Raw genomic sequence first — 25,882 nt, 5'->3', positions numbered from 1 at the left:
TGCTGTTTTGCCAAGGAATGTATGATGTCCCGCTCCCCTCTCTGGCGCCTGTCCCCCCTGGCCGCCGCCCTGTTGATCAGCGCCGAAGCCCACGCCCTGGAACTACCCCCCCAGGTCATCACTGGCAACCCGCTGGGCAACGAACAACTCGCATCGCCGACCACCGTGCTCGAAGGCGATAACCTGACCCTGCAACAAAAAGGCAGCCTCGGCGAAACCTTGAACAAGCAGCCGGGCGTGTCGTCGTCCTACTTTGGCCCCGGTGCCAGCCGACCGATCATTCGCGGCCAGGACGGCGACCGCATTCGCCTCCTGCGCAATGGCGTCGGCGCGCTGGACGCGTCGTCACTGTCCTACGACCACGCGGTGCCGCTGGACCCGGTCAACGTCGAGCGCATTGAAATCGTGCGTGGCCCGGCCGCCCTCTTGTATGGCGGCAGCGCCATCGGCGGCGTGGTCAATACCTTCGACAACCGCATCCCCACCGAAGCCATCGAAGGCATCCACGGTGCCGGTGAACTGCGCTACGGCGGCGCCGACACCACGCGCAGCAGCGCCGGCAAACTGGAAGCCGGCAATGGCACCTTCGCCCTGCACCTGGACGCCAACGCGCGGGAATTCAACGACCTGAAAATCCCAGGCTTTGCCCGCAGCCGCCATGCGCCTGAGAACGAAGATGGCCCCGGTAAAAATGGCCGTCTGGGCAACAGTGACGGGCGCCAGGACGGCGGTGCAGTCGGCGGCTCCTACACCTGGGACGATGGTTACGCCGGGCTGTCCTACAGCAGCTATGACAGTAACTACGGCTCCCCCGCCGAGCAGGATGTGCGCATCCGCATGAAGCAGGATCACTACGCGTTCGCCTCCGAGATGCGCAACCTGCAAGGCCCGTTTACCTCGGTGAAACTCGACGCCGGCTACACCGACTACGAACACCGCGAAATCGAAGGCGGTGAAACCGGCACGATTTTCAAGAACAAGGGCTATGAAGCGCGGGTTGAAGCGCGCCACCAGCCAATCGGCCCGTTCGACGGCGTGGTCGGCGCGCAAGTGACTCGCAATGAGTTCTCGGCCCTGGGTGAAGAAGCCTTCGTGCCGCAAACCGACACCAACGCTGGCGCGCTGTTTATCCTTGAGGACATGCAGGCCACCGAACGCCTGAAACTCAGTCTCGGCGGGCGTCTGGAACACACCCGTGTGGACCCGGACGCCAAAGGCAACGCGCGCTTCGCCAATGCCGACAAGGCCAATGACTTCACCGCCGGCAGCCTGTCGTCCGGGGCGGTCTACACCCTCACACCCGTCTGGTCCGTGGCCGCGACCCTGGGCTACACCGAACGCGCACCGACCTTCTATGAGCTGTACGCCAACGGCGCCCACGTCGCCACAGGCACCTACGAACTGGGCGACGCCAACCTGAAGAAAGAAAAGGCGGTGTCCAGCGACCTGGCGTTGCGCTTTGACAATGGCACCCACAAGGGCAGCTTCGGTGTGTTCTACAGCCGCTTTTCCAACTACATCGGGCTGCTGGGAACGGGTCGTACGCTAAACGACGAAGGCGAAGAAGACGCAGGCGGCATCCCTGAGTATGAATACTCCGGCGTGCGCGCCCGTTTCGCCGGCTTCGAAGCCCAGGATCACTGGAAGCTCGGCGAAAGCGCCTACGGTAAGTTCGCGCTGGAACTGTCGGGCGACTACACCCGCGCCACCAACCTCGACACCGGCGAAGCCTTGCCGCGTATTGCACCGCTGCGCTTGAACAGCGGCCTGCTATGGGAACTGGACCGCTGGCAGGCGCGCATCGACGTGGAACATGCCGCAGGCCAAGGCCGTGTGCCAGCTAACGAAAGCGGCACCGATGGCTACACCACCCTGGGCGCCAGCGCGGGGTATCGCTTCAATGTGGGAGGCAGCCAGTGGCTGGCGTTCGTCAACGGTGAGAACCTGACCAACCAGACCGTGCGGTATGCCAGCTCGATCCTGCGTGACATCGCGCCGGCACCGGGGCGTAGCGTGCAATTCGGCATACGCACCACCTTCTAAAAAAACCCGCGAATCCTACCTGTGGGAGCTGGCGAGCCGGCTTGGTGTGGCAAGCGGATTTGTTGTGCGAGCGGACTTGTTGTGGCGAGCGGGCTTGCCCCGCGTTGGGGCGCGAAGCGGCCCCATTACAGACAATGTGTTTTTAACTGACACACCGCGGTGCCTGGTTTTGGGGCTGCTGCGCAGCCCAACGCGGGGCAAGCCCGCTCGCCACAACAAGCCCGATCGCCACAGGCAAGCCCGCTCGCCGCAGTTACAGTGTTCTGCCTTAACTGAACGGCATTCGGGCTTGCCACAATCACTGTTACCGAATCGGAAATGATGCATCTTGCGATTTGCGCTTTCTCTCGGCGCGTCCTCCCATTATCCTTGCCGCAATAAACTGAAACGTTTCACTCTCCGGTCGACCCCATCTTGCCGAATTCCCCTCGCAACAGAGACAGCGCTGTCTTGCACCGACCTGCGCCTGGGTATAAATCGCCCGCCTGTGGATAACCCAGTTATCCACAGAAAAACCCGAATGAACGCTGAACCAAGCCCGCGCCGAATCGTCATCTACAGTGAAGCACGGGGTTACATAATTCCAACGTAACGGAGAAACACAACTATGAGCACTGACGGTGCCTCAAGTCCAAGTCGCCTGCTGCCCAGGCTGCTTGGAGTCTTGCTGCTGATCATGGGCCTGGCCTTGCTGGCCGGAGGTATCAAGCTGACGATGCTCGGCGGGTCGCTGTACTACCTGCTGGCCGGTATCGGCATCACCTTGACCGGCCTCTTGCTGCTGGCCACCCGCCGCGCTGCGCTGGGCCTGTACGCACTGGTGCTGTTCGCCAGCACCGTGTGGGCACTTTGGGAAGTCGGCCTGGACTGGTGGCAACTGGTGCCGCGCCTGGCACTGCTGTTCGCCTTGGGTATCGTCATGTTGCTCCCATGGTTTCGCCGTCCGTTGCTGCGTGGCCAACCGGCCCCGCTGGGTACCGGCGCGCTGAGCGTGGCCGTGGTACTGGCGGGCGCCGCAGCCATCGCCAGCCAGTTCACCAACCCCGGTGAGATCAAAGGCCAGTTGGACCGCGACGCGGTACCGGGCATGGCCAGCGCGGCACCGGCCCAGGCCGATGGCGACTGGAACTCCTACGGTCGTTCCGCCTATGGCGATCGCTACTCGCCCCTGGCGCAGATCACAGCGCAAAACGCCCATAAGCTGGTCCCGGCGTGGACCTACCGCACCGGCGACATCCCCGGCCCGAACGACCCGGGTGAGACCACGGCGGAAAACACCCCGCTGAAAGTCAACGGCATGCTCTACGTATGCACCCCGCACAGCCAAGTCATCGCCCTCGACCCGGATACCGGCAAGGAAATCTGGCGTTTCGATCCGAAGATCAGCACCGAAGGTGCCGAGAACTTCAAGGGTTGGGCGCACATGACCTGCCGTGGCGTGTCGTATCACGATGACGCCGTCTACGCGTCCGAGCAGAGCCCCACCGGCAGCGCCAGCCCCGCCGTCGCGCCGAATGCCTGCCCGAAACGCATCTTCGTACCGACGGCCGACACACGCCTGATCGCCCTGAACGCCGACACCGGCAAGATGTGCGAAGACTTCGGTGACAAAGGCCAGGTCGACCTGCGTGCCAATATCGGCAGCTTCGCCCCAGGCGGTTACTACTCCACGTCGCCACCGGCCGTGACCAAGAACCTGGTGGTGATCGGCGGCCACGTCACCGACAACGTCTCCACCGACGAACCCAGCGGCGTGATCCGCGCGTTCGACGTGCACACCGGCAAGCTGGTGTGGAACTGGGACAGCGGCAACCCCGACGACACCACCCCGCTGGCCGAGGGCAAGACCTACACCCGCAACTCGCCGAACATGTGGTCCATGTTCGCCGTGGATGAAAAGCTCGGCATGCTCTACCTGCCGATGGGCAACCAGATGCCTGACCAATACGGCGGCGACCGTACCGAAGACTCGGAAAAATACAGCGCCGGCCTGACAGCCCTGGACATCGACAGCGGCCATGTGAAGTGGACCTTCCAGTTCACCCACCATGACCTGTGGGACATGGACGTGGGCGGCCAGCCTTCGCTGATCGACATCAAGACCGCTGAAGGCGTGAAGCAAGCGGTGATGGCGTCGACCAAGCAAGGCAGCATCTACGTCCTGGACCGCGCAACCGGCCAGCCGGTGGTGCCGATCCACGAAGTGGCAGTACCCCAAGGTGCAGTCGCTGGCGACCACACCTCGCCGACCCAACCGAAGTCCGACCTGAACTTCATGCCACCGCCGCTCAAAGAGCGCGACATGTGGGGCGTGACGCCGTTCGACCAGTTGCTGTGCCGTATCGACTTCAAGTCCATGCGCTACGACGGGGCTTTCACTCCGCCATCGCTGCAAGGTTCGATCGTGTACCCAGGTAACTTCGGCGTGTTCGACTGGGGTGGCATTTCCGTCGACCCGGTACGCCAGATTGCCTTCGTGAACCCGAGCTACATGGCGTTCAAATCGAAACTGATCCCGGCCGCCGATATCGCCAAGCAAGGCCCGCGCATCAGCGAAACCCAAGGCGTACAGCCGAACAAAGGCGCGCCCTACGGCGTGATCCTCGAAGCCATGCTGTCGCCCATGGGCCTGCCGTGCCAGGCACCGGCGTGGGGTTATGTGGCAGCGGTCGACCTGACCACCCACAAAACCATCTGGATGCACAAGAACGGTACCGTGCGCGACAGCTCGCCCGTGCCAATCCCCCTGACCATGGGCGTGCCTAGCCTGGGCGGCACCTTCACCACCGCCGGTGGCGTGGCGTTCCTCAGCGGTACCCTCGACCAGTACCTGCGTGCCTATGACGTGAAAAACGGCAAGCAACTGTGGGAAGGTCGCCTGCCAGCCGGCGCGCAAACCACCCCGATGACCTACACCGGCAAGGACGGCAAGCAATACGTGCTGGTCATGGCCGGCGGTCACGGTTCCCTGGGCACCAAGCAGGGTGACTACGTGATGGCGTTCAAACTGCCGGATTAAGCTGTATCGGCGGCAAACCAAGGCGGCTACCCTCACAGGTAGCCGCCTTTTTCATGAGCGAAGAAAATCAAAATATGGGAGAGGCGGTGGACTGCACCCGTCGTTATAGCGGTACCCGCTCGCGCCGCATCCACATCTCGAACGCCATGGCACTGAGCGGCCGGCTGATCAGATAGCCCTGGGCAGTGTCGCAATGCCACAGCTTGAGCAGCTTGAGGCTCGGCTCGAACTCCACCCCTTCGGCCACCACCTTGAGCCCCAGGTTGTGGCTCATTTCGATGGTGGAACGCACGATCACTCCATCGCCACTGGTGCTGTCGAGGTTGCGTACAAAGGACTGGTCGATTTTCAACTCCTGCACCGGCAAGCGCTGCAATTGCGCCAACGACGAATAACCGGTGCCGAAGTCATCCACCGACAGGCTGATGCCGCAACCACGCAACCGGTCCAGCACACTGAGGGCCTGTTGCGGGTTGTGCATGATCGCGCTTTCGGTGATCTCGAAAATCAACTGCTGGGCCAATACGCCGTATTGCAGCAGCAAGGTGGTGACTCGAGTGGCCAGGTCATCATCGCCCAGATCATCCACCGAAATATTCACCGACAGCTGGATCGACATACCGCGCTGTGCCCATTCACCCACCTGGCGGATGGCTTCTTCGATCACCCACTGGGTCAGGCCGCGCATGCTGCCGGTGCGCTCGGCCAAGGGGATGAATTCGGCCGGAGACACCAGGCCCAGGCTCGGGTGCTGCCAACGCAGCAGGGCTTCGGCCTGGCGCACGTCGCCCTGTTTGAGATCGAGCTTGGGCTGGTAGCAGAGGAACAGTTCGCCTTCGACGGCGGCCCGGCGCAAGTCGCGGATCAAGGTGATCTGACGTTGGTGCGCAAGGTCGCGGTCCTGCTGGTAGATCTGCAGGTAGCCTGGCAGCGCTGCCGCATCGTGACGAGCGATGGCGGCGCGACCGATCAACTCTTCCACCTGCTGGCCATCGGCGGGGTACGCAGCGATACCGATACTGACTTCGTGACGCAGTTCGTCATTGCCAATGCGTTGGGGCTCGGTGAGCAGTGCATACAGCCGGTCGGCGCGGGCCACGGCGCGGTCGATCTCGGTGTTTTCCAGCAGCAGCAGAAATTCGCTGCCGGTGATGCGAGCGGCCGTGTCGCTGGCCAACAGGCTCATGGACAGACAGCGGCTGGCTTCGCGCAGCATTTCCTCGACGCCCTCGGGACCGAAGCCTTCGTTGATCACCCGGTAGTTCTCGATGCCCAGGTACAGCAACACCACCGGCCGCCTTGCACTGATCGCACTGCCCAGGCGCTCCATGGCCAGGGCGCGGTTGGGCAGGCCGGTCAGCGGGTCATGCAAGGCGTTATGCGCCAGTTGCCGCTCGCGCACGGCGATACCGCTTTGCATGGCGTTGAAGGCGCGGGCCAGCAGGCCGAATTCGTCGTGGCTGCGCACCCGCACCGGCGTGCGGTAATCACCGGCACCAATGCGTCCAGCCGCCTCCACCAGCGCATTGAGCGGTCGTGACACACGGCGCGCCAGGAACAGCGCGCCGGCCAATGACACCAGCAGCACCGCCAGGGCAATCCCGAGGAACTGCCGGTCCAGCGGAGCAAAGGACTCCAGCGCATGGTCCAGCGGACTTTGCAGCAGCACGCGCACGTCATCGCCATCGCCGTTATTGGCCAGCGGCAGCACTTGGCTGAGCACGCGTTGCCCGTAAAACAACGTGATCTGTGCGTCACGCTCGAGGTGTGTGTCGCGCAACAGGTTGAACACAGTGGCCTGGTAGGCGTCGGGCTGGGTGCTGAACAGCGTGCCGGGACGGCCGTCCTGCACACTGAGAAACGACACCTCAAGGTTGCTCATGGAGCGCAATTCATGGGCGAACCCTTTGTCCATGGGGAAGCCCATGACCACTCGGGCAATGGGCAGCGGGTCGAGCACTTCATCCTGCACCAGCAGGTAGGGTCGCCCGTCCATGGCCACGATCAACATTTGCAAGCCACTGCGCCGTGCCTGGCGCAACGCCGCATCGTAGGGAAACAGCTGACCGCGACTCAGCAGCGGCAAGGTACTGGCGATCACCTTGCCGTCGAGCCCCAGCACAAACACCTGGCTGGAGCGGATACCGCTGCCGTGGCGGCGCACGGCGGCCAGAATCGGTGTGGCCTGGCCCTCGATCACGGCTTGCTTGAAGGGGCCATCGGCGGTCAGCCAATCCAGCCCGTATTGCAGGCGGCGACCCCGCAGTTCCAGCAAGCGTTCGAAGACCTGGCTGCCGGTCTTCAACTGGACCTGGGCCTGGTTTTCCACAGCCTGGGAGGTGGCGGCCTTGACGGCGAGGTAGGTGGCGCCGACCACCACCAGCAGCAGCAACACCAGCACTCCGGCGATACGAGTTTGAAACGTGTGGCGCCACGCCATTGCCGTGCCCTCTGGCAGCGTTCGTCGTTTTATGCCACTGCGTCCCTGTGTCATAGCGCGTCCCTCGCGAACTGCTGACCTGGCGTCAAAAAAATATCCATCGCCGATGGATATTCAGTTTTAGCAGATTAGCTGGGAGCAAGGACAAGTGCACCCAATAAAACCGGGGACTTCGCTGTCATTTTATTGGCGACAAACGTTGGGCGGGCCGTCAGCCACGGGCGCGCATAAAGTCCCCCCAACGACGCACCAGGTAGTTGTGCTCATCCATCACCGAGTTCCACACGGCGATATGCCCCATGCGTTGCTCATAGGAACCGCCGTCGCGCACTTCGCCGATATCAATCAGCGGCAAGCCATCGCTGCCGAGCAATTCCTCACGGGCAGGTTTGCCGGCATACCAGTAATCCCATTCGGCGCTGCTCAGGTGGTCGCGACTGCGCGCCGGGTTGCCGATGTAGTAACCCTGGCGCGCCATCACCGCGCCCGGCCAACCGGACAACCACCAATTGAGATACGCATACGCCGCATCCAGCACCGCCCCCTGGGCATGCCGCGACAGGGACAGGCCGCCGAACCAGGCGCGATAGCCTTCGCGGGGCACCGCCAGACGGTACTTCACCCCCGCCCGGTGCAAGCGCATCAAGGTGGGCGACCACAGGCTCTGGATATCGATACTCGGGCTGAGCATCAATTGCGCGGCTTCTTCATCGTCCGACCAGAACGCCGCGAAGTGCCCTTCCTTCTGCTTGCGCACCAGAATGTCAGCGAGTACATCGATCTCTTCGATGCTCATGTTGCCGATGTCCTTGAACGTCGCCAGCCCGGCGCCCTGCACCGCCAGCGCGGCGTCCAGGGCGCCGATGGCGGCGTCGCTTTGCAACGCGGTGCGCGCGCTCCAGGCGGGGTCGAGCAGCCAGCCCCAGCTTTCATTGCCGTGGCTGAAACCCTCGGGCAGGCGCTCGGGGCGGTAGGCAAAGCTGTCGGCATTGTGGGTCAGGGGCAACATGCTGATGCGTTCGGTGACGGTGCTGCCGAGGCTGCCGTCGTGCTGTACGAACAGGCGCTCGCTGGGCACGCTGCCGCTGCCCAGGCGGTCATGGGCCGAAAGGCGGCCACGCTTGGGCAGGTCGTTGATCTCGTGCCACAGGGCGATGCGCCGGGTGTCGATGGGCTGGATTGCCCGCGCCGGCCACACGAAGTCGACGTTGTGGAACCACTGGTCATACAGGTCGTAGCTGTCGGGCTGCATCACTGCGATGCGCTGGGCCTGTTCGACATCGTGCACCTGGTACACCAGGCGAATGCCCAACTCCTGTTCGGCCCGCACACGCAGGCATTCGAGCAGCGTTACCGACGTACCGAGCACGCGCAATGTGATCATGCCGCGAACCGCCGTGAGAACACGTCGAACGAGCGACGCAACTGCGCCGGGTCCAGGCCGCGCAGGATGAAAACCAGGCGCGATTGCCGCTCGGCACCTGGCCAGGCCGGCAGGTGGACCGGGGCATGCAGGCAGTGCTGCACACCATGAATAACGATGGGGGCCAAACTTGCGTTCACGTTGAGCAGTCCTTTGACGCGAAGGATTCGTTCGCCGTGGCATCTTAGCAGCATCGACAACCAGACCCCGAAGCCGACCCAATCCAATGGCTGGTCGAAGGTCAGGCAGCACACTTGCGCAGCGCCGTGGGTGGCGGCCGTGGGTTGGTGCAGTTGCCAGCGACTGACCTCCACGGCGGGTTCGGCGCTGCGCAAGCCTTCGCCGAGCAGCAACTGGTCGCCGCTGTGGATGTCATGGGTATCGAGGATCGGCGTACCGGCATTGAGCGCCTGTAAATGCGCGCGCAGGGGCGCGCAGTCGCCTTCCAGGTCGGTCTTGCTCAGCAGCAAGCGATCCGCCGCCGCGACCTGGGCCAGCCATTCCGGGTGCAGGCGTTCTTGCAGGGCGGCGTGGCAGGCGTCGACCAGGGTGATCACCAGGCCGATATGAAAGCGCCCACGCAGTTGCACGTCATTGTTCAGGGTGGCCAGGATCGGCGCCGGGTCGGCCAGGCCAGTGGTTTCCAGGATCACCCGTTTGAAGGCCGGGATTTCGCCGCGCACGCGGCGTTGCAACAGGCCGAGCAGCGCGTCTTTCAACTCGCCACGGATCGAACAGCATACGCAGCCGCTGGGCAGCAGCACGGTGTCCGGGGCCACCTCTTCGACCAGCAGATGGTCGATGCCGACGTCGCCGAATTCGTTGATCAGCAGCGCGGTGTCGCCGAGGCTTTCGCCGTGCAGCAGGCGCTTGAGCAAGGTGGTCTTGCCGCTGCCGAGGAAGCCGGTGATGACATTCAGTGCGATGCTCATATTTATCTCCGCACCCTGTAGGAGCGAGCTTGCTCGCGAAAAACTCACAGGCGCCGCGTTCATTCAGGAAACACGCGTTATCGTTGACGTTTTTCGCGAGCAAGCTCGCTCCTACAGGGGGCTGTTTTCCAAGTGATCGAGCAGTTGGGGGTCGAGGGGATCCAGCGGGCGACCGAGCATGGTTTCGGCCGCCTGCCAGAGTTGATCCAGCCCGCTGGCCAATGCCTGTTTACCGGTAGCGCCCAGCAGCAGGTAGGAGGCCCCCTGAAAGTCTTCGACCTTGAGCCGGAACGCCGCCAGTACCTGGTTGATCGCGGCGATCCGGCGCAGGCGTTCTCGGCGCCGGGGCAGTTCGTCGCCCAGGGGGTCGCTCCAGTGCAGGTCTTCGCCGAGCAGTCCGCAGAGTCCGCACATGGTTATCGCCCGCTCATGGCATCACGTCGCCGGAGTTCGGGCCCAGGGTCTGGCCGACGAACAGGTTGCCACCCGGTTCACTGGCCAGCAGCACGGCGGTGGGCGCCACTTCATCCGCCAGGCCGAAGCGTCCCAAGGGCAGTTCCTTGGCCTTGGCGCGCTTCCAATCGTCGCTGATACCGCCCACTAATGGCGTCTCGATCGGGCCGGGAGCGATGGCGTTGACCAGCACGTTGTCCTTGGCCACTTCCAGGGCCAGGGATTTGGTAAAGCCGATCACCCCGGCCTTGGCGGCGGCGTAGTGAGTCAGTTCGGCGCCGCCCTTGATGCCCAGTTGCGAGGCGACGTTGATGATCCGCCCCCAACGCTGCGCCAGCATATGCGGCAAGGCACGCTGGCTGGCGACGAACACGCTGGTGAGGTCGACGCGCAGCATGTCGTTCCACATCTCGATCGAGAGATCGACGCAACGCGCCTGGGTGAGCATACCGGCGTTGTTGACCAGGATATCGATGCCGCCGAAGTGTTCGACACAACGGTCGACACTGGCCTGGGCGCCTTCGACAGTGCCGACATCGGCCAGGCATTCGAAGACCTCGGCACCGAGGTTGCGACAGGCGATGGCGGTTTCGGCCAGGCTGGCGGCATTACGATCAGCCAGCAGCAGGCGCGCACCTTCAACCGCGTAGGCGCGGGCGATGGCGGCACCGATGCCGCTGCCGGCGCCGGTGATCACGGCGCGGCGATGGGTGAGTTGGGGCATAGGTAATTCTCCTGAATCAAACACAGTTTCAATGTGGGAGCTCCCACTACCTCTGTGGCGAGCGGGCTTGTCCCGCGTTGGGCCGCGAAGCGGCCCCAAAACCAGCCTCTGAGGCGTACCTGACACAGCGCTGGTGTCTTTGTCAGGGGCCGCTTCGCGGCCCAACGCGGGACAAGCCCGCTCGCCACAACAGCCCGATTGCCACAACAGCCCGCTCACCAGAACAGCCCGATTGCCACAACAGCCTGCTCGCCACAAAAATTCGGTCGATTAATGAAAAGATTTAATCCTTATTTATGCTCGATCAGAGGGAGGCTTGCCCCCTCCCACATTAGGATCGAGTACATCAGTCAGGCCAGCGCACAGTCAGGCCACCGTCGATGACGATGCTCTGTCCGGTCAGATAGCTCGACGCATCACTGGTCAAAAACTGCACCAGCGAGGCCACTTCATCCGCCCTCCCCACCCGACCCAATGGAATCGCGCGCGCCGCCTTGGCCAGGCCCTCCGGCCCCAGGGAGTTCTTCGCATCCAGCGACTGCGGCGTCTCGATCAACCCCGGAATCACCGCATTGCAACGGATGCCCAACGGCGCCAGCTCCACCGCCAGCGACCGGCACAACCCCGGCACACCGGCCTTGGCCGCCGCGTAATGGCTGTGCTCCTGCCAGCCATAGACGCCGCCGGCTATCGACGAAATCGCCACCAGCGCGCCGCCTTCCTTCATATGCCGCGTCGCCGCGCGAAAAGTGCGCATCACCCCCGTCAGGTCGACATTGAGCATCTCGTCCCACAGCGCATCCGTCATCTCCAGCAGCGGTGCGCGACGCAGCAAGCCGGCGTTGGCGACCGCGTAGTCGAGGCGACCAAAATGCTGCACCGCCTGGGCGGCCAACGCGTCTACCGAGGCGCTATCGCCCACGTCCAGCGGCAGCATCAAGCATTCGCCAGCGGCGTTTTCCACGAGGGACACCGTGGTGTGCGGGTCATGGGGGTCGGCCGGGTAATACCCACCCACCACCGCCACGCCGCGGCGCGCATAGGCCACCGCGAGGGCTTGGCCGATGCCGCTGGCGGCACCGGTAATCAAGGCAACTTTACGGCTCATCAATCACTCCTTACTGAACGGTTTCCGGGCGCACATGGCGCGCGGCAAACATCAGGACGCCAGACAAAAAGCACGGCACGGCACCGAACCACAGCGCGGCGGTCTGCCAATCGCTGCCGGCGGACAACACCTGGGTAGCGCCAAACCCGGCGACCACGGCACCAATCGGGCCCATCGCATGGATGATCGCGCCACCGGTGGCACGGATGCTGGTGGGGAAACTTTCACTGATAAAGAACAACGCCGCCGAGTACGGCCCGATCAGGAAGAACAGGCCCAGGCTGTACAGCCCGACCACCATCGCCATGTTGCTCGGGCCAAACAGCATCCCGGCAAACGACAGGCCGCCGAGCATCCAGCCCAGGCCGATCACGTTACGGCGGCCGATCTTGTCGCCCATCCAGCCGTGGCTGAGGTAGCCGCAGTAACCCACCAGGTTCGACAGCACCAGGATGATCAGCGAGTTCTCGAACGAGATGTGGTGCACGCTGACAATCACCGACGTGCCGAGCACGCTGAACACCTGGATCGCCGCCCAGTTGAGCAACAGCGCGGCACCGATCACCAGGGTGGCGCGACGGGCCGGGCCACGGAATGCGGCCTTGAGGCCGGCCTTGCTGTGTTCGTCGTAATCCACGCCGTAGGTCAGGGCGACGTTCTGTGCCTCGCTCACCGCGCCACTTCTGCGCAACTCGCTGATGCGCTGGTGGATCTGGAACTGCGGGCTCTCCTTGAGCTTGCGCGCCATGATCGCAATCACCACCGCCGGGATCGCGGCGAAGATAAAGCAGCCCTGCCAACCGATGACCGGCAGCAACAGCGCGGTCAAACCTGCGGCGATCAGCGCACCGACCGGCCAGCCGCCCTGCACCAGGCTGTAGATGAAGCCACGGCGCTTGGTCAGTCGCGGGTCTTCTGACGCGCCATACAGTTCGGTCAGATAGGTGGCGTTGACGGTTTCCTCGGCATACCCCAGGCCGCCCAGCGAGCGGATCAGGATCAGCGGCGACTTGCCCCATGCCCCGCCGATGGCGGTCAGCGCCGAGCAGAGCGCGGAACCGGCCACGGTGAAGATGATGCCTTTGCGGCGTCCCAGCTTGTCGACGATTGGCCCGATGGCCAGGGCGACCACGGCGGTACCCACCGCCACCCAGGTCGCGATTTCAGCTTGTTCCACTTCACCCCAGCCATAATGCCGGCCGATTTCCGGCAGCAAGGTGCCGAACAGGATGAAGTCATACACCGCAAACACCCAGGCGAAAAACGCGATCCAGGTGGCGAAGCGCACTTCCTGGGACGTCAGTTGCCGGGGTTTCCAGCCAGTCAGGTCAAGCTTGTTGTAGATGGACATAATCGCGCCTCGGGAGGTGGAGTGGGCTTTCTGTAGGAGCGAGCTTGCTCGCGAAAATCGTCAACGATGACGCGGGCATCCTGAATGCACGCAGTGCTCTCAGGCTTTTCGCGAGCAAGCTCGCTCCTACAGGGTTGGGGTCAGGTACGCGGTTGGCGGCGGATAAAGTCGTCGGCGATTTCGTCGAAGGTGACGAAGCGCACGCCGGCATGGCTCTGGATGTGTTCGATCAAGCGCTCCAGCATCAACAGCACTTGCGGGCGGCCAGACACATCGGGGTGGATGGTCATGGTGAACACCGCGTGTTCGTGTTCGCGGTAGACCCAGTCGAACTGGTCGCGCCACATTTCTTCGAGGTGACGCGGGTTGACGAAGCCGTGGCTGTTGGGGGCTTTCTTGATGAACATCATCGGCGGCAGGTCATCGAGGTACCAGTTGGCCGGGATCTCCACCAGGTCGGTTTCTTCGCCACGCACCAAGGGTTTCATCCAGGTGTCGGGGTGCTGGCTGTAGTCGATCTTGGTCCAGGTATCCCCCTTGCGCACGTAGTAGGGATGGAAGTCGTTGTGCATCAGGCTGTGGTCGTACTTGATGCCTTTTTTCAGCAGCAGCTCGTTGGTGACCTTGCTGAATTCCCACCACGGAGCGACGTAGCCGGTAGGGCGTTTGCCGGTGACCTGGGTGATCAGTTCGATGGACTTGTCCAGCACGATTTCTTCCTGCTCGGCGGTCATCGCGATCGGGTTTTCGTGGCTGTAGCCATGCACGCCGATTTCATGCCCGGCGTCGGCCACGGCTTTCATCTGCTCAGGGAAGGTTTCCATCGAATGGCCCGGGATAAACCAGGTGGTGCGCAGGCCGTAGCGTTCAAACAGCTTGAGCAGGCGTGGCGCGCCGATTTCGCCGGCGAACAGGCCACGGGAGATATCGTCGGGCGAATCTTCGCCGCCGTAGGAACCGAGCCAGCCGGCGACGGCGTCAACGTCGACGCCAAATGCACAGAGGATGTCTTTAGCCATGGGGTGTCTCCTTAGATAGTCAGTTGGGATTCGACGGACAACGCCGCGCGCAACAGGCGTGCGTCTTCCCCCGCCGGGGCGCTGAGCAGCAACCCGGTGGGCAGGCCCTGGGCATCATGGCCGCTGGGCAAGGTCACGCCGGGCATGTCCAGCAAACTGCCGGGCATGGTCAGGCGCAGGGTGGCGAGGTTGGTGCTGACGAACAGGTCGTCATCGGCTTCCAGCGCTGCCAATGCCGGGGCGACATGGGCAACGGTGGGGGTGATCAGCAGGGCGCCGTCGAGGTCATCGATCAGTTGTTGTTGCAGGCGCTGACGGGCCTCGATCAGGTGGATCAACCGGCTGGCCGGCAGCGAACGCGCGGCTTCGAGGCGGCGGCGTACGCGCGGGTCGAGCTGTTCGGCGTCGGCGCTGTCGAGCAGGGTTTCATGCAGGGCGAAGGCTTCGAAGGCGCCAAGCCAGCCTTGCTGCTGGATCAGTGCCAAGGTGGCCTGGAAGGTGGCGCAGGGGCGCATCTCGACCAACGCGCCCTCGGCCTTCAAGCGTTCCACCCCGCGCAGCAGGTTATTGCGCACGGCAGGTTCAACGTCGGCCAGCAGGCCCTGTTCCAGTACAAAGCGCTGGCCCTTGAGGCTGCGGACGCGGTGGTTGGAAATACGACCATGGAGCAGGTCGTCGATGGCCAACGCATCGCGCACGCTGCGGGTCAACGGGCCCAGGCTGTCGAGGGTGTGCGCCAGGGGGAACACCCCGTCGCGGCTGTAGCGTCGACTGCTGCTGCGGTACCCCACCAGGCCGTTGAGGGCCGCGGGGATGCGGATGGAACCCGCCGTGTCGGTGCCCATGGCGATTGGCACGATGCCGGCGGCGACAGCCACCGCCGACCCCGAAGACGAGCCACCGGGAATACGCGGCTGATCCCGCCCATGGGGGTTATGCGGGGTGCCGAAATGCAGGTTCAGGCCAAGCCCGGAATAGGCCAGCTCACTGAGGTTGGTCTTGCCCACACTGACCATGCCGGCGCGGCACAGCAGGCCCACGCTCGGCGCATCGAGCAAAGCGGCCGGCGCATGACGCCGGTACGCAGCACCGGCGGTGGTGATGCTGCCGGCCACGTCGAACAGGTCTTTCCAGGCCAGCGGCACGCCGTCGAATACACTCAAGGGCTGGCCGGCACGCCAGCGCGCGGCGGCGGCTTCGGCTTCGCGGCGGGCACGCTCGGCGGTCAGGCAGATAAACACAGCTGCCGACTGGCTCGCTTGATCGAGTGCCTGTTCGAGGGCTTGCACCGGGTCGCTGCGACCGCTGGCGAAATCCTCGGCCAGTGAAGTGGCGTCTGACATCAGCATGAACCTCATAAAACGTACATATTAATAAAATGTACATTTTACAAAGGCAGCTTTCGTGCCAGTCTGTCAGTGCGTGAGCGAGAGCGATTCGGTTTTTTCGTCCAGAGCTGCGGTATAGATGCTTTCGACACGGCAAAAAAAAGGGTTCACCTTTTAAGCGCGAACCCTTAACCCAATAACGTATATTTTATTAATAAGTACATTTTGGTGCAAAAAGTAACATTCCTACAGGCAAGGCCCCAAAAAAGTGCCCTTGATGTGGCGCAGAGTGACAGACCCATCTATGAGAGAATCCCCGGCCATCGTCCTACACGCCCTTGAGAAATCAATGAAAGCAGTGTCCGCCTCGGCCTCCCGGTACGCCATGATTCACCAGGTGTTGCGTGATGCAATCGTCAATGGCACCGCCCGTCATGGCCTGGTGCTGCTGGAAGCGCCGCTGGCCGAATTGTTCGGCACCAGCCGCGTGCCCGTGCGCAAGGCGCTGGACCTGCTGCATGCCGAGGGGCTGATCTGCCGCTTCAATGGCCGAGGCTACCTGATCAACCCCGAGGGGCTGGACCTGGAGCCGCTGCGCCTGCCCCTGAGCCATGCGCACCTGGGCCTGAACGGCGACGATGAGTTGGTGGACACGCGGCCGCTGGGCGAGCGCATCGTCGAGGAAATCGGCGCGGCACTCTCCACCTGCATCGCCTTCGGCCATTACCGCCTGGACGAACAGGCCGCCGCCGACCACTACGGCGTCAGCCGCGCAGTGGTGCGTGAAGCGCTGATGCGCCTGCGCGACCGTGGCCTGGTGGAAAAAGAGCCCTACTCGCAATGGCTGGCCGGGCCGCTGACCGCCCGCGAAGTCACCGAAGACTACGAACTGCGCGCCTGCCTGGAACCCGAAGCCCTGCGCCAGAGCGCGCCCAACCTCGACCGCGAGGTGCTCGAAGCCATGTTGCAACGCGTGCTGGACGCTCAGGACAGCCCGCAATGCAGCCTGGAAGCTATCGAGCAGATCGAAGAGGACCTGCACCAGCGCTGCCTCGCCGGCCTGCAAAATCGCAAGATCGCCGCGCTGATTCGCCAGGGCCAGAGCCCGATGATCATCAGCCGGATTTTCTATCGGTTGCTGGGGATCGGCGCAGATCCGGCAATGCTCGCCGAACATCGCTTGATTTTGGAGCTGCTGCTGCATGGCGCATTCGATGCGGCGGCGTTGAACCTGCGTGAGCATTTGCAACGGGCGCGGCAGCGGATGTTGCAGCGCTTGAAGGTGCTGTCGGTACTTCCCGAACAGCCACTCCCCGTCTACCTGCACAAAATCAGCTGACTCAACACGAACCCAATGTGGGAGGGGGTTTTCCCCTTCCCATTGACCAAGCCGCCGCAGTAATTTCATGCAATATGTTGCTATCTCGCCCCCGCCATTGAAACCACCACTGACCCGCCCCATCTAACCTGCATACTTACTTATGCAGGTGCCCCATGAGCGACCAGCAAGAATTGCCGGATATCGACCTCCAAGATTACGCCGACCCCGAAAACGCTGAATCCCATTCGACCAACACCGGCCTGGCGCTGCCTGGGCAAAACCTGCCGGACAAGGTCTACATCATCCCGATCCACAACCGCCCGTTCTTCCCCGCGCAAGTGCTGCCGGTGATCGTCAATGAAGAGCCGTGGGCCGAAACCCTGGAACTGGTGAGCAAATCCGATCACCACTCCCTGGCCCTGTTCTTCATGGACACCCCGCCGGAAGACCCACGGCACTTCGACACCTCCGCCCTGCCGCTGTACGGCACCCTGGTGAAGGTGCACCACGCCAGCCGTGAGAACGGCAAGTTGCAATTCGTCGCCCAGGGCTTGACCCGCGTGAGGATTCGCACCTGGCTCAAGCACCACCGCCCGCCGTACCTGGTGGAAGTCGAATACCCGCACCAGCCCACCGAGCCGACCGATGAGGTCAAGGCCTATGGCATGGCGCTGATCAATGCGATCAAGGAACTGTTGCCACTCAACCCGCTGTACAGCGAAGAGTTGAAGAACTACCTCAACCGCTTCAGCCCCAACGACCCGTCGCCGCTGACCGACTTCGCCGCCGCGCTGACCTCGGCCACCGGTAACGAGTTGCAGGAAGTGCTGGACTGCGTGCCCATGCTCAAGCGCATGGAAAAAGTGCTGCCGATGCTGCGCAAGGAAGTCGAAGTCGCGCGCCTGCAAAAGGAAATCTCCGCCGAGGTGAACCGCAAGATCGGCGAGCACCAGCGCGAGTTCTTCCTCAAGGAACAACTCAAGGTCATCCAGCAGGAACTGGGGCTGACCAAGGACGACCGCAGCGCGGACGTCGAACAATTCGAGCAACGGCTGGAAGGCAAGGTGCTGCCGGCCCAGGCGCAAAAGCGCATTGATGAAGAACTGAACAAACTGTCGATCCTCGAAACCGGTTCACCGGAGTACGCGGTCACACGCAACTACCTGGATTGGGCCACCTCGGTGCCGTGGGGCGTGTACGGCGAGGACAAGCTGGACCTGAAACACGCGCGCAAGGTGCTCGACAAGCACCACGCGGGGCTGGATGACATCAAGAGCCGTATCCTCGAGTTCCTCGCCGTGGGCGCCTACAAAGGCGAGGTCTCCGGCTCCATCGTGCTGCTGGTGGGCCCGCCGGGCGTGGGCAAGACCAGCGTGGGTAAATCCATCGCCGAGTCCCTGGGCCGGCCGTTCTATCGCTTCAGTGTCGGCGGCATGCGCGACGAGGCCGAGATCAAGGGCCATCGCCGCACCTACATCGGCGCCCTGCCGGGCAAGCTGGTGCAGGCGTTGAAAGACGTGGAAGTGATGAACCCGGTGATCATGCTCGACGAGATCGACAAGATGGGCCAAAGCTTCCAGGGCGACCCGGCCTCGGCGCTGCTGGAAACCCTAGACCCGGAGCAGAACGTCGAATTCCTCGACCATTACCTCGACCTGCGCCTGGACCTGTCCAAAGTGCTGTTCGTGTGTACCGCCAACACCCTGGACTCGATCCCCGGGCCGTTGCTGGACCGCATGGAAGTGATTCGCCTGTCGGGCTATATCACCGAAGAAAAAGTCGCCATCGCCAAGCGCCACCTGTGGCCCAAACAGCTGGAAAAAGCCGGCGTGGCGAAAACCAGCCTGTCCATCAGCGACGGCGCCCTGCGCGCCTTGATCGACGGTTATGCCCGCGAGGCCGGCGTGCGCCAGCTGGAGAAACAGCTGGGCAAACTGGTGCGCAAGGCCGTGGTCAAGCTGCTGGATGAGCCAAACTCGGTGATCAAGATCGGCAACAAGGACCTGGAGGCCTCCCTGGGCATGCCGGTGTTCCGTAACGAGCAAGTACTGTCCGGCACCGGCGTGATCACCGGCCTGGCCTGGACCAGCATGGGCGGCGCGACCCTGCCCATCGAGGCGACGCGCATCCACACGCTGAACCGCGGCTTCAAGCTCACCGGGCAGTTGGGTGATGTGATGAAGGAGTCCGCCGAAATCGCCTACAGCTACATCAGCTCCAACCTGAAGTCGTTTGGTGGCGACCCGAAATTCTTCGACGAAGCCTTCGTGCACCTGCACGTGCCGGAAGGTGCCACACCGAAGGACGGCCCAAGTGCTGGGGTAACCATGGCCAGTGCGCTGCTGTCGCTGGCGCGCAACCAGCCGCCGAAAAAAGGCGTGGCGATGACCGGTGAACTGACGCTGACCGGGCATGTGCTGCCGATTGGCGGAGTGCGCGAGAAGGTGATCGCGGCGCGGCGCCAGAAGATCCACGAGCTGATCCTGCCGGAGCCGAACCGTGGCAGTTTCGAGGAATTGCCGGAGTATCTGAAGGAAGGGATGACCGTGCACTTTGCCAAGCGTTTTGCGGATGTGGCGAAGGTGCTCTTCTGATAAACCTCTAGCCCCTGAGCTGGCCTCTGTGGCGAGCAGGCTTGCCCTGCGTTGGGCTGCGAAGCAGCCCCAAAACCAACGACCCCATTCTTTCAGGAAGAATGGGGTCTTTTTAAGAGGGGCTGCTTCGCAGCCCAACGCAGGGCAAGCCTGCTCGCCACAACAAGTCTGTTCACCACAACAAGTCTGTTCACCACAATAAGTCTGTACACCACAACAAGCGTGCCCACCACAACAAGCGTGCTCACCACAAAGGGCGCTCTGCTGCCTCTTGTCACACCTTGTCTCATCTTCGGTTATGCTCGCCCTTCGTCGTGAATGAACGGAGCCCCCATGACTGCTGCCCGCCTGCTTCTCCCCTTGAGCCTTGCCCTGCTGGCCGCGTGCGCCAGTGCCCCCAAGCAAAACGTCACCGTGGAAGAACAGAGCGCCTGCCCGCTCCAGCTTAAACCTGGGCAAAACCTGATCCTCACCCTGCCGAGCAACCCCACTACTGGCTACCGCTGGGCAATCCAGGATTCGGCGGGTGGCGTGCTGCGTGCCCTGAGCCCCGAGGTCTACAACAGCAAAGAGTCCGGCGTGATCGGCGGTGGCGGCCAGTCCACATGGCGCTTCCAGGCCTTTGCCACCGGCCAGGGACGTTTGCGCCTGACCTCCCAGCAACCCTGGGAACCGGAAGCCGAACCCGCCGAGACCTTCGACTGCGCCATCACGGTGAACTGATATGCCATGGCTGATTCTTGCGCTGATGGGGGCCGGTACCTTTATCTATGGCCTGAGCACCCACGCCACCCTGCTTTGCTTGCTGGTCAAGCCATTGCCGGTACTGGCGCTGCTGGGCTGGTTACATGATGCACCGCCGACCGACTACCGACGCTGGATCAGCCTTGGGCTGATTTTTTCCCTGGTCGGCGATGTGCTGCTGGCATGGCCGGGCGATCTCTTTATCTTCGGCCTCGGCGCGTTTCTGTTTGCCCACCTGGCATACCTCAAGGCGTATTTCAGCGACTGCCGCCGCCTGGCACTGCTGCCGCTGGTACTGGCACTCGCTGTGGGCGCGATCTTGTTGAGCATTCTGATTGCCCACGGCCTCGGTGATTTGCTGATACCCGTGGTGATTTACGCGCTGGTGATCAGCGCCATGCTCTGGCGTGCGTTGGCCCGACTGGGCAGTGAGGTGCCGAAGCGTTCAGCCGCATTGGCGGCGGCAGGGGCCGCGTCGTTTGTGTTTTCCGACACCCTGATCGGTATCAATCGATTTGTGGTGTCATTCGAGGCCGCGCCCTATTTATTGATCGTGACTTACTGGCTGGGACAGTGGGGCATCACCGCATCGGCATTCACCCAGAAGCCGCGGTGGCCTTGATAGTCCGGGGCTGCTGCGCAGCCCGATGGGGGCGGTGCGACGATTCGACAAGCCCGCTCATTACCACAAATCAGACAACCCGCGCATCCGATGAGCAACTTGGCTAAAATGCCGGCCTTTCCCCCTCGTCGCCGGAACAACCGTGAGCAAAGAACCCGATCGCCTATTCGCCCAGCCCCTGCCCCAGGTGCCGGACTTCGCCTTTAACGAGGACGTGGTGCGGGTATTCCCCGACATGATCAAGCGTTCGGTGCCCGGTTACCCGACCATCGTCGAAAACCTCGGTGTACTCGCGGCGCAGTTTGCCCAGCCCCACAGCGTGCTCTACGACCTGGGTTCTTCGCTGGGCGCGGTGACCCAGGCCCTGCGTCGCCATGTGCGCACTGACGGCTGCCGGGTGATCGCGGTGGATAATTCGGCGGCGATGGTCGAGCGTTGCCGCCAATACCTCAATGGCCAGGACTCGATGTTCCAGGAGCTGCTGCCGGTGGAGGTGATCGAGGGCGATATCCTCGGGTTGCAATTCCAACCCGCCTCGGTGGTGGCCCTGAACTTCACCCTGCAATTCATCGCCCCCGAGCAGCGCCTGGCGTTGCTTGGGCGCATCCGCCAGGCACTGCTGCCGGGCGGTGCGTTGATCCTCTCGGAAAAGCTGCGTTTCAATGATCCTGAAGAGCACGCACTGCTCACCGACCTGCATATCGCGTTCAAGCGCGCCAACGGCTACAGCGAACTGGAAATCGCCCAGAAGCGCAGCGCCATCGAAAACGTCATGAAGCCCGACAGCCTTGAAGAACACCGCGAACGCCTGCTGGCGGCCGGGTTTTCGAAAGTCGTGCCGTGGTTCCAGTGTCTTAACTTTGCCTCGTTGATTGCCTTGCCATGATTGATTTGTCCCCCCTCGCCCGCCATCTGGTCGGCACTCCCTTGGCTGTCTGGGCCCAGGGCCTGCAAGCGCAGCTCGATAGCAAGATGGAAAAGGGCCATGGCGACCTGGAGCGCTGGCAGAGCGCACTGGATGCACTGCCGAAGATCCAGCCCACCGAGATCGACCTGCTCAATGGCCTGGTGTTGGACACCGCCTGCGACGACGCCACCCGCGCGCAAATGCACACCGCGCTGATGGGCCTGAGCCCGTGGCGCAAAGGCCCGTTTCATCTGTTCGGCGTGCATGTGGACACCGAATGGCGCTCGGACTGGAAATGGTCGCGCGTGGCGCCCCATCTGGACCTGAAAGGCAAGCGCATCCTCGATGTGGGCTGCGGCAACGGTTACTACATGTGGCGCATGCTCGGCGCAGGGGCCGACAGCGTGATCGGCGTCGACCCGAACTGGCTGTTCTTCTGCCAGTTCCAGGCCGTACAGCGTTACCTGTCCGAACCCAGGGCCTGGCACCTGCCATTCCCGTTCGAGGACCTGCCGGCGAACCTGGAAGGCTTCGACACGGTGTTTTCCATGGGGGTTTTCTATCACCGTCGCTCGCCGATCGAACACCTGCTGGCGCTGAAGGACACCTTGATCAAGGGCGGTGAACTGGTCCTGGAAACCTTGGTGGTGGAAGGCGATCAACAACAGGTGCTGGTACCGGAAGACCGTTATGCGCAGATGCGTAACGTGTGGTTCCTGCCGTCGGTGCCGGCGCTGATGCTGTGGTTGCGCCGGGCCGGGTTCAGTGATGTTCGCTGCGTGGATGTGAGCGTGACCACGGTGCAGGAACAGCGCGGGACGGCGTGGATGAAGTATCAGTCGTTGAGTGACTTCCTCGATCCCGAGGACCACAGCAAGACCATTGAAGGGCTGCCGGCGCCGATGCGGGCGGTGATCATCGCCAAGAAGTAACCGCTGATCTTCCTGGAACAACAGAAATCCAAATGTGGAAGGGGGCATGCCCCCTCCCACATTGGATTTTCAGTGTTGGTTAGATTTGGGGCTTGGCTCGGCGGGCCTTGAAGAACTCGCTCAACACCGTGCCGCACTCCTCGGCCAGCACACCGCCTTCAAACAACACCCGATGATTGAGAAACCCTTGGGTAAAAAACTGCCCCTGGCTCTGCACAATTCCCGCCTTGGGCTCCAGCGCGCCGTACACCACCCGCGCAATCCGCGAATGCACGATCAGGCCGGCGCACATGCTGCACGGTTCGAGGGTCACATACAGCGTGCTGCCGGGCAGGCGATAGTTGCTCACGGCCTGGGCGGCGGCGCGGATGGCGACCATTTCCGCATGGGCGCTGGGATCGTTGCCGCTGATCGGGCAGTTGAAACCGCGGCCGATGATTTCACCGTCCTGCACCAGCACCGCGCCCACCGGCACTTCGCCCAGTGCCGCGCCTTGGGCGGCCAGCGCCAGGGCTTCGCGCATGAAGTCCTGGTCGCGGCTGCGGTCGATGATCGCCGTGGGGCGAAACTGGCGCATCACACCACCTCGATCGCGGCCATCAGGCCGGTTTCCATGTGGTCGATCACGTGGCAATGGAACATCCACACCCCCGGGTTATCCGCCACCAACGCCACGCGGGCGCGTTCGTTCTTGCCCAGCAGGTAGGTGTCGGTGAAATACGGGATCACCTTGTGGCGGTTCGAGGCGATGACCTTGAAACTCATGCCGTGCAAGTGGATCGGGTGCTGGTACTGGGTCATGTTCTTCAATTCGAAAATGTAGCTCTTGCCCTTTTCCAGCTTGGCAATCGGGCGGTCGGCGCAGGTCTTGTCGGTGATGTCCCAGGCCTGACCGTTGATTTGCCACAGGCTCGGCGGCTTGCCGTTGTCGACGTTGACCGACACCGAACCGACCCACTCGAAATTGAAGTTGAGTTTCTCCGCATTGGCCAGGTCGGGCTCGGCAATCGGGTTGGCCGGCAACGCCGGTGGCCACTCGGTGGGCGCGTCGGTGTTGGCGACTGAGCGGAAAGTGCCCAGGCGTACGGGTCCGTTACGGATCGACAGCTCCTCGCCCGCCGGCGGTGCCTTGATCGCCAGGCAGATGCGCATGCCCGGGCCCAGCCAGTATTCCTTGCCCAATGGGCGCGGCTCGATGGGGTTGCCATCCAGCGCGTAGATCTGCGCTTCGACGTCGGGGATGTTGATGCGGTAGGTCAGGGTGTTGTCGAGGTTGAGCAAACGCACGCGGGTGATCTGCCCGGCCGGCAAGTCGATCACCGCCTGGGACACGCCATTGATGGTCGACAGGCGCCCCGCCGTACCGCCCCGCGCCGCCTCGCGTGGAATGCTGAAGGCGACAAACGCGCCCTCTTCGTCCACGTGCCAGCTTTTCAGGCTGAGGGTGCGCTCGTGCTTGAAACCCGTGGGTTCGCGCTCTTCAATGATCAGCGGGCCGACCAGGCCACGGCCGAGCTCTTCGCTGCTGTTCACATGGGGGTGGTACCAGTAGCTGCCGGCGTCCGGCACACGGAACTTGTAGTCGAAGTACTCGCCGGGCAGCACCGGCAATTGCGAGACGTAGGGTACGCCGTCCATTTCCAGCGGCAGGCGAATGCCGTGCCAGTGGATGGTGGTGGCGACCGGCAGGTGGTTGATAAAGCGCACTCGCAGCCACTCGCCCTGACGCACACGCAGTTCAGTACCCGGTGCTGACGGGCCGAAGGCCCAGGCTTGGGTTTTGTGCCCCGGCACCAGTTCCACATCGAGCGGCGCGGCGATCAGTTCGTAATCGTGCCCTGCTTCGGCTTCGGCGACCTTCCCCAGCCAGTAGCGGTAGGCGCCACCGGCACCGACGCCCACTACGGCCAGGCCTGCAAGACCACCCAGGATTTGTCGACGGGAAAAGGATCGGGACACAACAACCTCACGTATCTGCCGCAGGCGCAGGGCCTGCAAAGGGCAGATACGATACACCTGCGAAGGCTAAACAGTAAGACTTCTCATGTGGGAGGGGGCTTGCCCCCGATAGCGGTGGGTCAGGTACAGATTTGCTGACTGATACACCGCCATCGGGGGCAAGCCCCCTCCCACATTGGATCTTCGCTGTTTTTAGTGCTTGGCGGCCGCCAGGATCAGGGCTTTCATCTCGGCGACGGCGCCTTTGAAACCGACGAACAGCGCATGCGCCACCAGCGCATGGCCGATGTTCAGCTCGTTGATGCCCTTGATCGCGGCCACGGCTTCGACGTTGTGGTAGTGCAGGCCATGACCGGCGTTGACGATCAGGCCTTCAGTGAGGCCGCAGTTCACACCGTCAATGATGCGCTGCAGTTCATCCGCCACGTCGGTCGGTGTGGTGGCGTCGGCGTAACGGCCGGTGTGCAGTTCAATAGCCGGCGCGCCGACCCGACGGGAGGCTTCGATCTGGCGCTCATCGGCGTCGATGAACAATGACACTTCGCTGCCGATCTTCGACAGGCGCTCCACGGCGGCCTTGATCCGCGCTTCCTGGCCGGCCACGTCGAGGCCACCTTCGGTGGTCAGTTCCTGGCGGGTTTCCGGTACCAGGCAGATGTGCGCCGGGCGGATGCGTTCGGCGAACGCCATCATTTCCTCGGTGACGCCCATCTCGAAGTTCATGCGGGTTTGCAGCACGTCCTTGAGCAGCAACACGTCGCGCTCCTGGATGTGACGGCGGTCTTCGCGCAGGTGCACGGTGATGCCGTCGGCGCCCGCTTCTTCGGCGTCCAGCGCGGCCTTGACCGGGTCAGGGTAACGGGTGCCCCGGGCCTGGCGCAGGGTAGCGACGTGGTCGATGTTGACGCCAAGAAGAATGCGATTGCTGGTGGTCACGGAAGCGCTCCTGAAAAGGGAAAGAAA

20 protein-coding genes are annotated in these 25,882 nt (G+C 63.0%); 8 read left to right on the top strand and 12 right to left on the bottom strand.

Annotated elements, in window-relative coordinates; genetic code table 11:
• Nucleotides 1–24 precede the first annotated feature (24 nt).
• Both P2T68_RS06960 and P2T68_RS06955 read left to right on the top strand, forming a co-directional pair.
• Nucleotides 25–2,043 (top strand): TonB-dependent receptor, encoded by a 2,019-nt coding sequence (locus P2T68_RS06960; protein WP_277379186.1) that lies wholly within the window; start codon nucleotides 25–27, stop codon nucleotides 2,041–2,043.
• 607 nt (nucleotides 2,044–2,650) lie between these two features.
• Nucleotides 2,651–5,062 carry a glucose/quinate/shikimate family membrane-bound PQQ-dependent dehydrogenase gene (locus tag P2T68_RS06955; protein ID WP_150095328.1) on the top strand — a complete coding sequence of 804 codons (2,412 nt, stop codon included), beginning with the start codon at nucleotides 2,651–2,653 and terminating at the stop codon, nucleotides 5,060–5,062.
• 103 nt (nucleotides 5,063–5,165) lie between these two features.
• Here P2T68_RS06955 and P2T68_RS06950 read toward each other — a convergent pair whose 3' ends face one another.
• The 9 genes from P2T68_RS06950 to P2T68_RS06910 form a co-directional block, all read right to left on the bottom strand.
• Nucleotides 5,166–7,502, bottom strand: coding sequence for a bifunctional diguanylate cyclase/phosphodiesterase (locus tag P2T68_RS06950; protein ID WP_277379185.1), 2,337 nt, complete (start codon nucleotides 7,500–7,502; stop codon nucleotides 5,166–5,168).
• Between the two features lie 211 nt (nucleotides 7,503–7,713).
• On the bottom strand, nucleotides 7,714–8,886 hold the full coding sequence (locus P2T68_RS06945) for a PotD/PotF family extracellular solute-binding protein (protein ID WP_024073640.1): 1,173 nt from the start codon (nucleotides 8,884–8,886) through the stop codon (nucleotides 7,714–7,716).
• Nucleotides 8,883–9,857, bottom strand: a complete 975-nt coding sequence (locus P2T68_RS06940; RefSeq protein WP_277379184.1) for a GTP-binding protein — start codon at nucleotides 9,855–9,857, stop codon at nucleotides 8,883–8,885. The genes P2T68_RS06945 and P2T68_RS06940 overlap by 4 nt, the downstream gene beginning before the upstream one ends.
• Nucleotides 9,858–9,968: 111 nt before the next feature.
• Nucleotides 9,969–10,271: a hypothetical protein gene (locus P2T68_RS06935; protein WP_024073638.1), complete on the bottom strand. Its 303-nt coding sequence runs from the start codon at nucleotides 10,269–10,271 to the stop codon at nucleotides 9,969–9,971.
• A gap of 13 nt (nucleotides 10,272–10,284) precedes the next feature.
• Nucleotides 10,285–11,034, bottom strand: coding sequence for an SDR family NAD(P)-dependent oxidoreductase (locus P2T68_RS06930; RefSeq protein ID WP_069075315.1), 750 nt, complete (start codon nucleotides 11,032–11,034; stop codon nucleotides 10,285–10,287).
• Nucleotides 11,035–11,380: 346 nt separating this feature from the next.
• Nucleotides 11,381–12,142, bottom strand: coding sequence for an SDR family NAD(P)-dependent oxidoreductase (locus P2T68_RS06925; protein WP_277379183.1), 762 nt, complete (start codon nucleotides 12,140–12,142; stop codon nucleotides 11,381–11,383).
• Between the two features lie 10 nt (nucleotides 12,143–12,152).
• Nucleotides 12,153–13,493, bottom strand: coding sequence for an MFS transporter (locus tag P2T68_RS06920; RefSeq protein ID WP_277379182.1), 1,341 nt, complete (start codon nucleotides 13,491–13,493; stop codon nucleotides 12,153–12,155).
• 140 nt (nucleotides 13,494–13,633) lie between these two features.
• On the bottom strand, nucleotides 13,634–14,512 hold the full coding sequence (locus tag P2T68_RS06915; protein WP_003210406.1) for a polysaccharide deacetylase: 879 nt from the start codon (nucleotides 14,510–14,512) through the stop codon (nucleotides 13,634–13,636).
• A gap of 11 nt (nucleotides 14,513–14,523) precedes the next feature.
• Complete coding sequence (locus tag P2T68_RS06910) at nucleotides 14,524–15,855, bottom strand: amidase (RefSeq protein ID WP_277379180.1); 1,332 nt, start codon at nucleotides 15,853–15,855, stop codon at nucleotides 14,524–14,526.
• A gap of 334 nt (nucleotides 15,856–16,189) precedes the next feature.
• Between P2T68_RS06910 and P2T68_RS06905 the strand changes: the two genes are divergently transcribed.
• The 6 genes from P2T68_RS06905 (at nucleotide 16,190) to cmoB (ending at nucleotide 22,960) form a co-directional block, all read left to right on the top strand.
• Nucleotides 16,190–17,179, top strand: a complete 990-nt coding sequence (locus P2T68_RS06905; protein WP_024073633.1) for a GntR family transcriptional regulator — start codon at nucleotides 16,190–16,192, stop codon at nucleotides 17,177–17,179.
• A gap of 155 nt (nucleotides 17,180–17,334) precedes the next feature.
• Nucleotides 17,335–19,755, top strand: a complete 2,421-nt coding sequence (gene lon, locus P2T68_RS06900) for an endopeptidase La (RefSeq protein WP_024073632.1) — start codon at nucleotides 17,335–17,337, stop codon at nucleotides 19,753–19,755.
• Nucleotides 19,756–20,088: 333 nt separating this feature from the next.
• Complete coding sequence (locus P2T68_RS06895; RefSeq protein WP_024073631.1) at nucleotides 20,089–20,478, top strand: protease inhibitor I42 family protein; 390 nt, start codon at nucleotides 20,089–20,091, stop codon at nucleotides 20,476–20,478.
• A gap of 1 nt (nucleotide 20,479) precedes the next feature.
• Nucleotides 20,480–21,121 carry a lysoplasmalogenase gene (locus tag P2T68_RS06890; RefSeq protein ID WP_193690213.1) on the top strand — a complete coding sequence of 214 codons (642 nt, stop codon included), beginning with the start codon at nucleotides 20,480–20,482 and terminating at the stop codon, nucleotides 21,119–21,121.
• Between the two features lie 142 nt (nucleotides 21,122–21,263).
• Nucleotides 21,264–22,007, top strand: coding sequence for a carboxy-S-adenosyl-L-methionine synthase CmoA (cmoA, locus tag P2T68_RS06885; protein WP_024073629.1), 744 nt, complete (start codon nucleotides 21,264–21,266; stop codon nucleotides 22,005–22,007).
• Entirely contained in the window at nucleotides 22,004–22,960 is a 957-nt protein-coding gene (gene cmoB, locus P2T68_RS06880; protein ID WP_024073628.1) for a tRNA 5-methoxyuridine(34)/uridine 5-oxyacetic acid(34) synthase CmoB, read from the top strand. Before cmoA ends, cmoB begins: the two co-directional genes overlap by 4 nt.
• Nucleotides 22,961–23,039: 79 nt before the next feature.
• Here the strand turns inward: cmoB and tadA are convergent, their stop codons facing one another.
• From tadA to pdxJ, 3 genes are all read right to left on the bottom strand, one after another.
• Entirely contained in the window at nucleotides 23,040–23,537 is a 498-nt protein-coding gene (gene tadA / locus P2T68_RS06875) for a tRNA adenosine(34) deaminase TadA (protein ID WP_024073627.1), read from the bottom strand.
• Nucleotides 23,537–24,919, bottom strand: a complete 1,383-nt coding sequence (locus tag P2T68_RS06870; protein ID WP_041161105.1) for a multicopper oxidase family protein — start codon at nucleotides 24,917–24,919, stop codon at nucleotides 23,537–23,539. The genes tadA and P2T68_RS06870 overlap by 1 nt, the downstream gene beginning before the upstream one ends.
• A 192-nt stretch (nucleotides 24,920–25,111) precedes the next feature.
• Nucleotides 25,112–25,855: a pyridoxine 5'-phosphate synthase gene (pdxJ, locus tag P2T68_RS06865; protein WP_024073625.1), complete on the bottom strand. Its 744-nt coding sequence runs from the start codon at nucleotides 25,853–25,855 to the stop codon at nucleotides 25,112–25,114.
• Nucleotides 25,856–25,882 lie beyond the last annotated feature (27 nt).

This window comes from Pseudomonas sp. G11, assembly GCF_029457515.1.
In the GTDB taxonomy this organism is placed as follows: domain Bacteria; phylum Pseudomonadota; class Gammaproteobacteria; order Pseudomonadales; family Pseudomonadaceae; genus Aquipseudomonas; species Aquipseudomonas gorinensis.
Note: the sequence above shows the minus strand (reverse complement) of the source record. Positions and strands in the feature narration are given on the sequence as shown.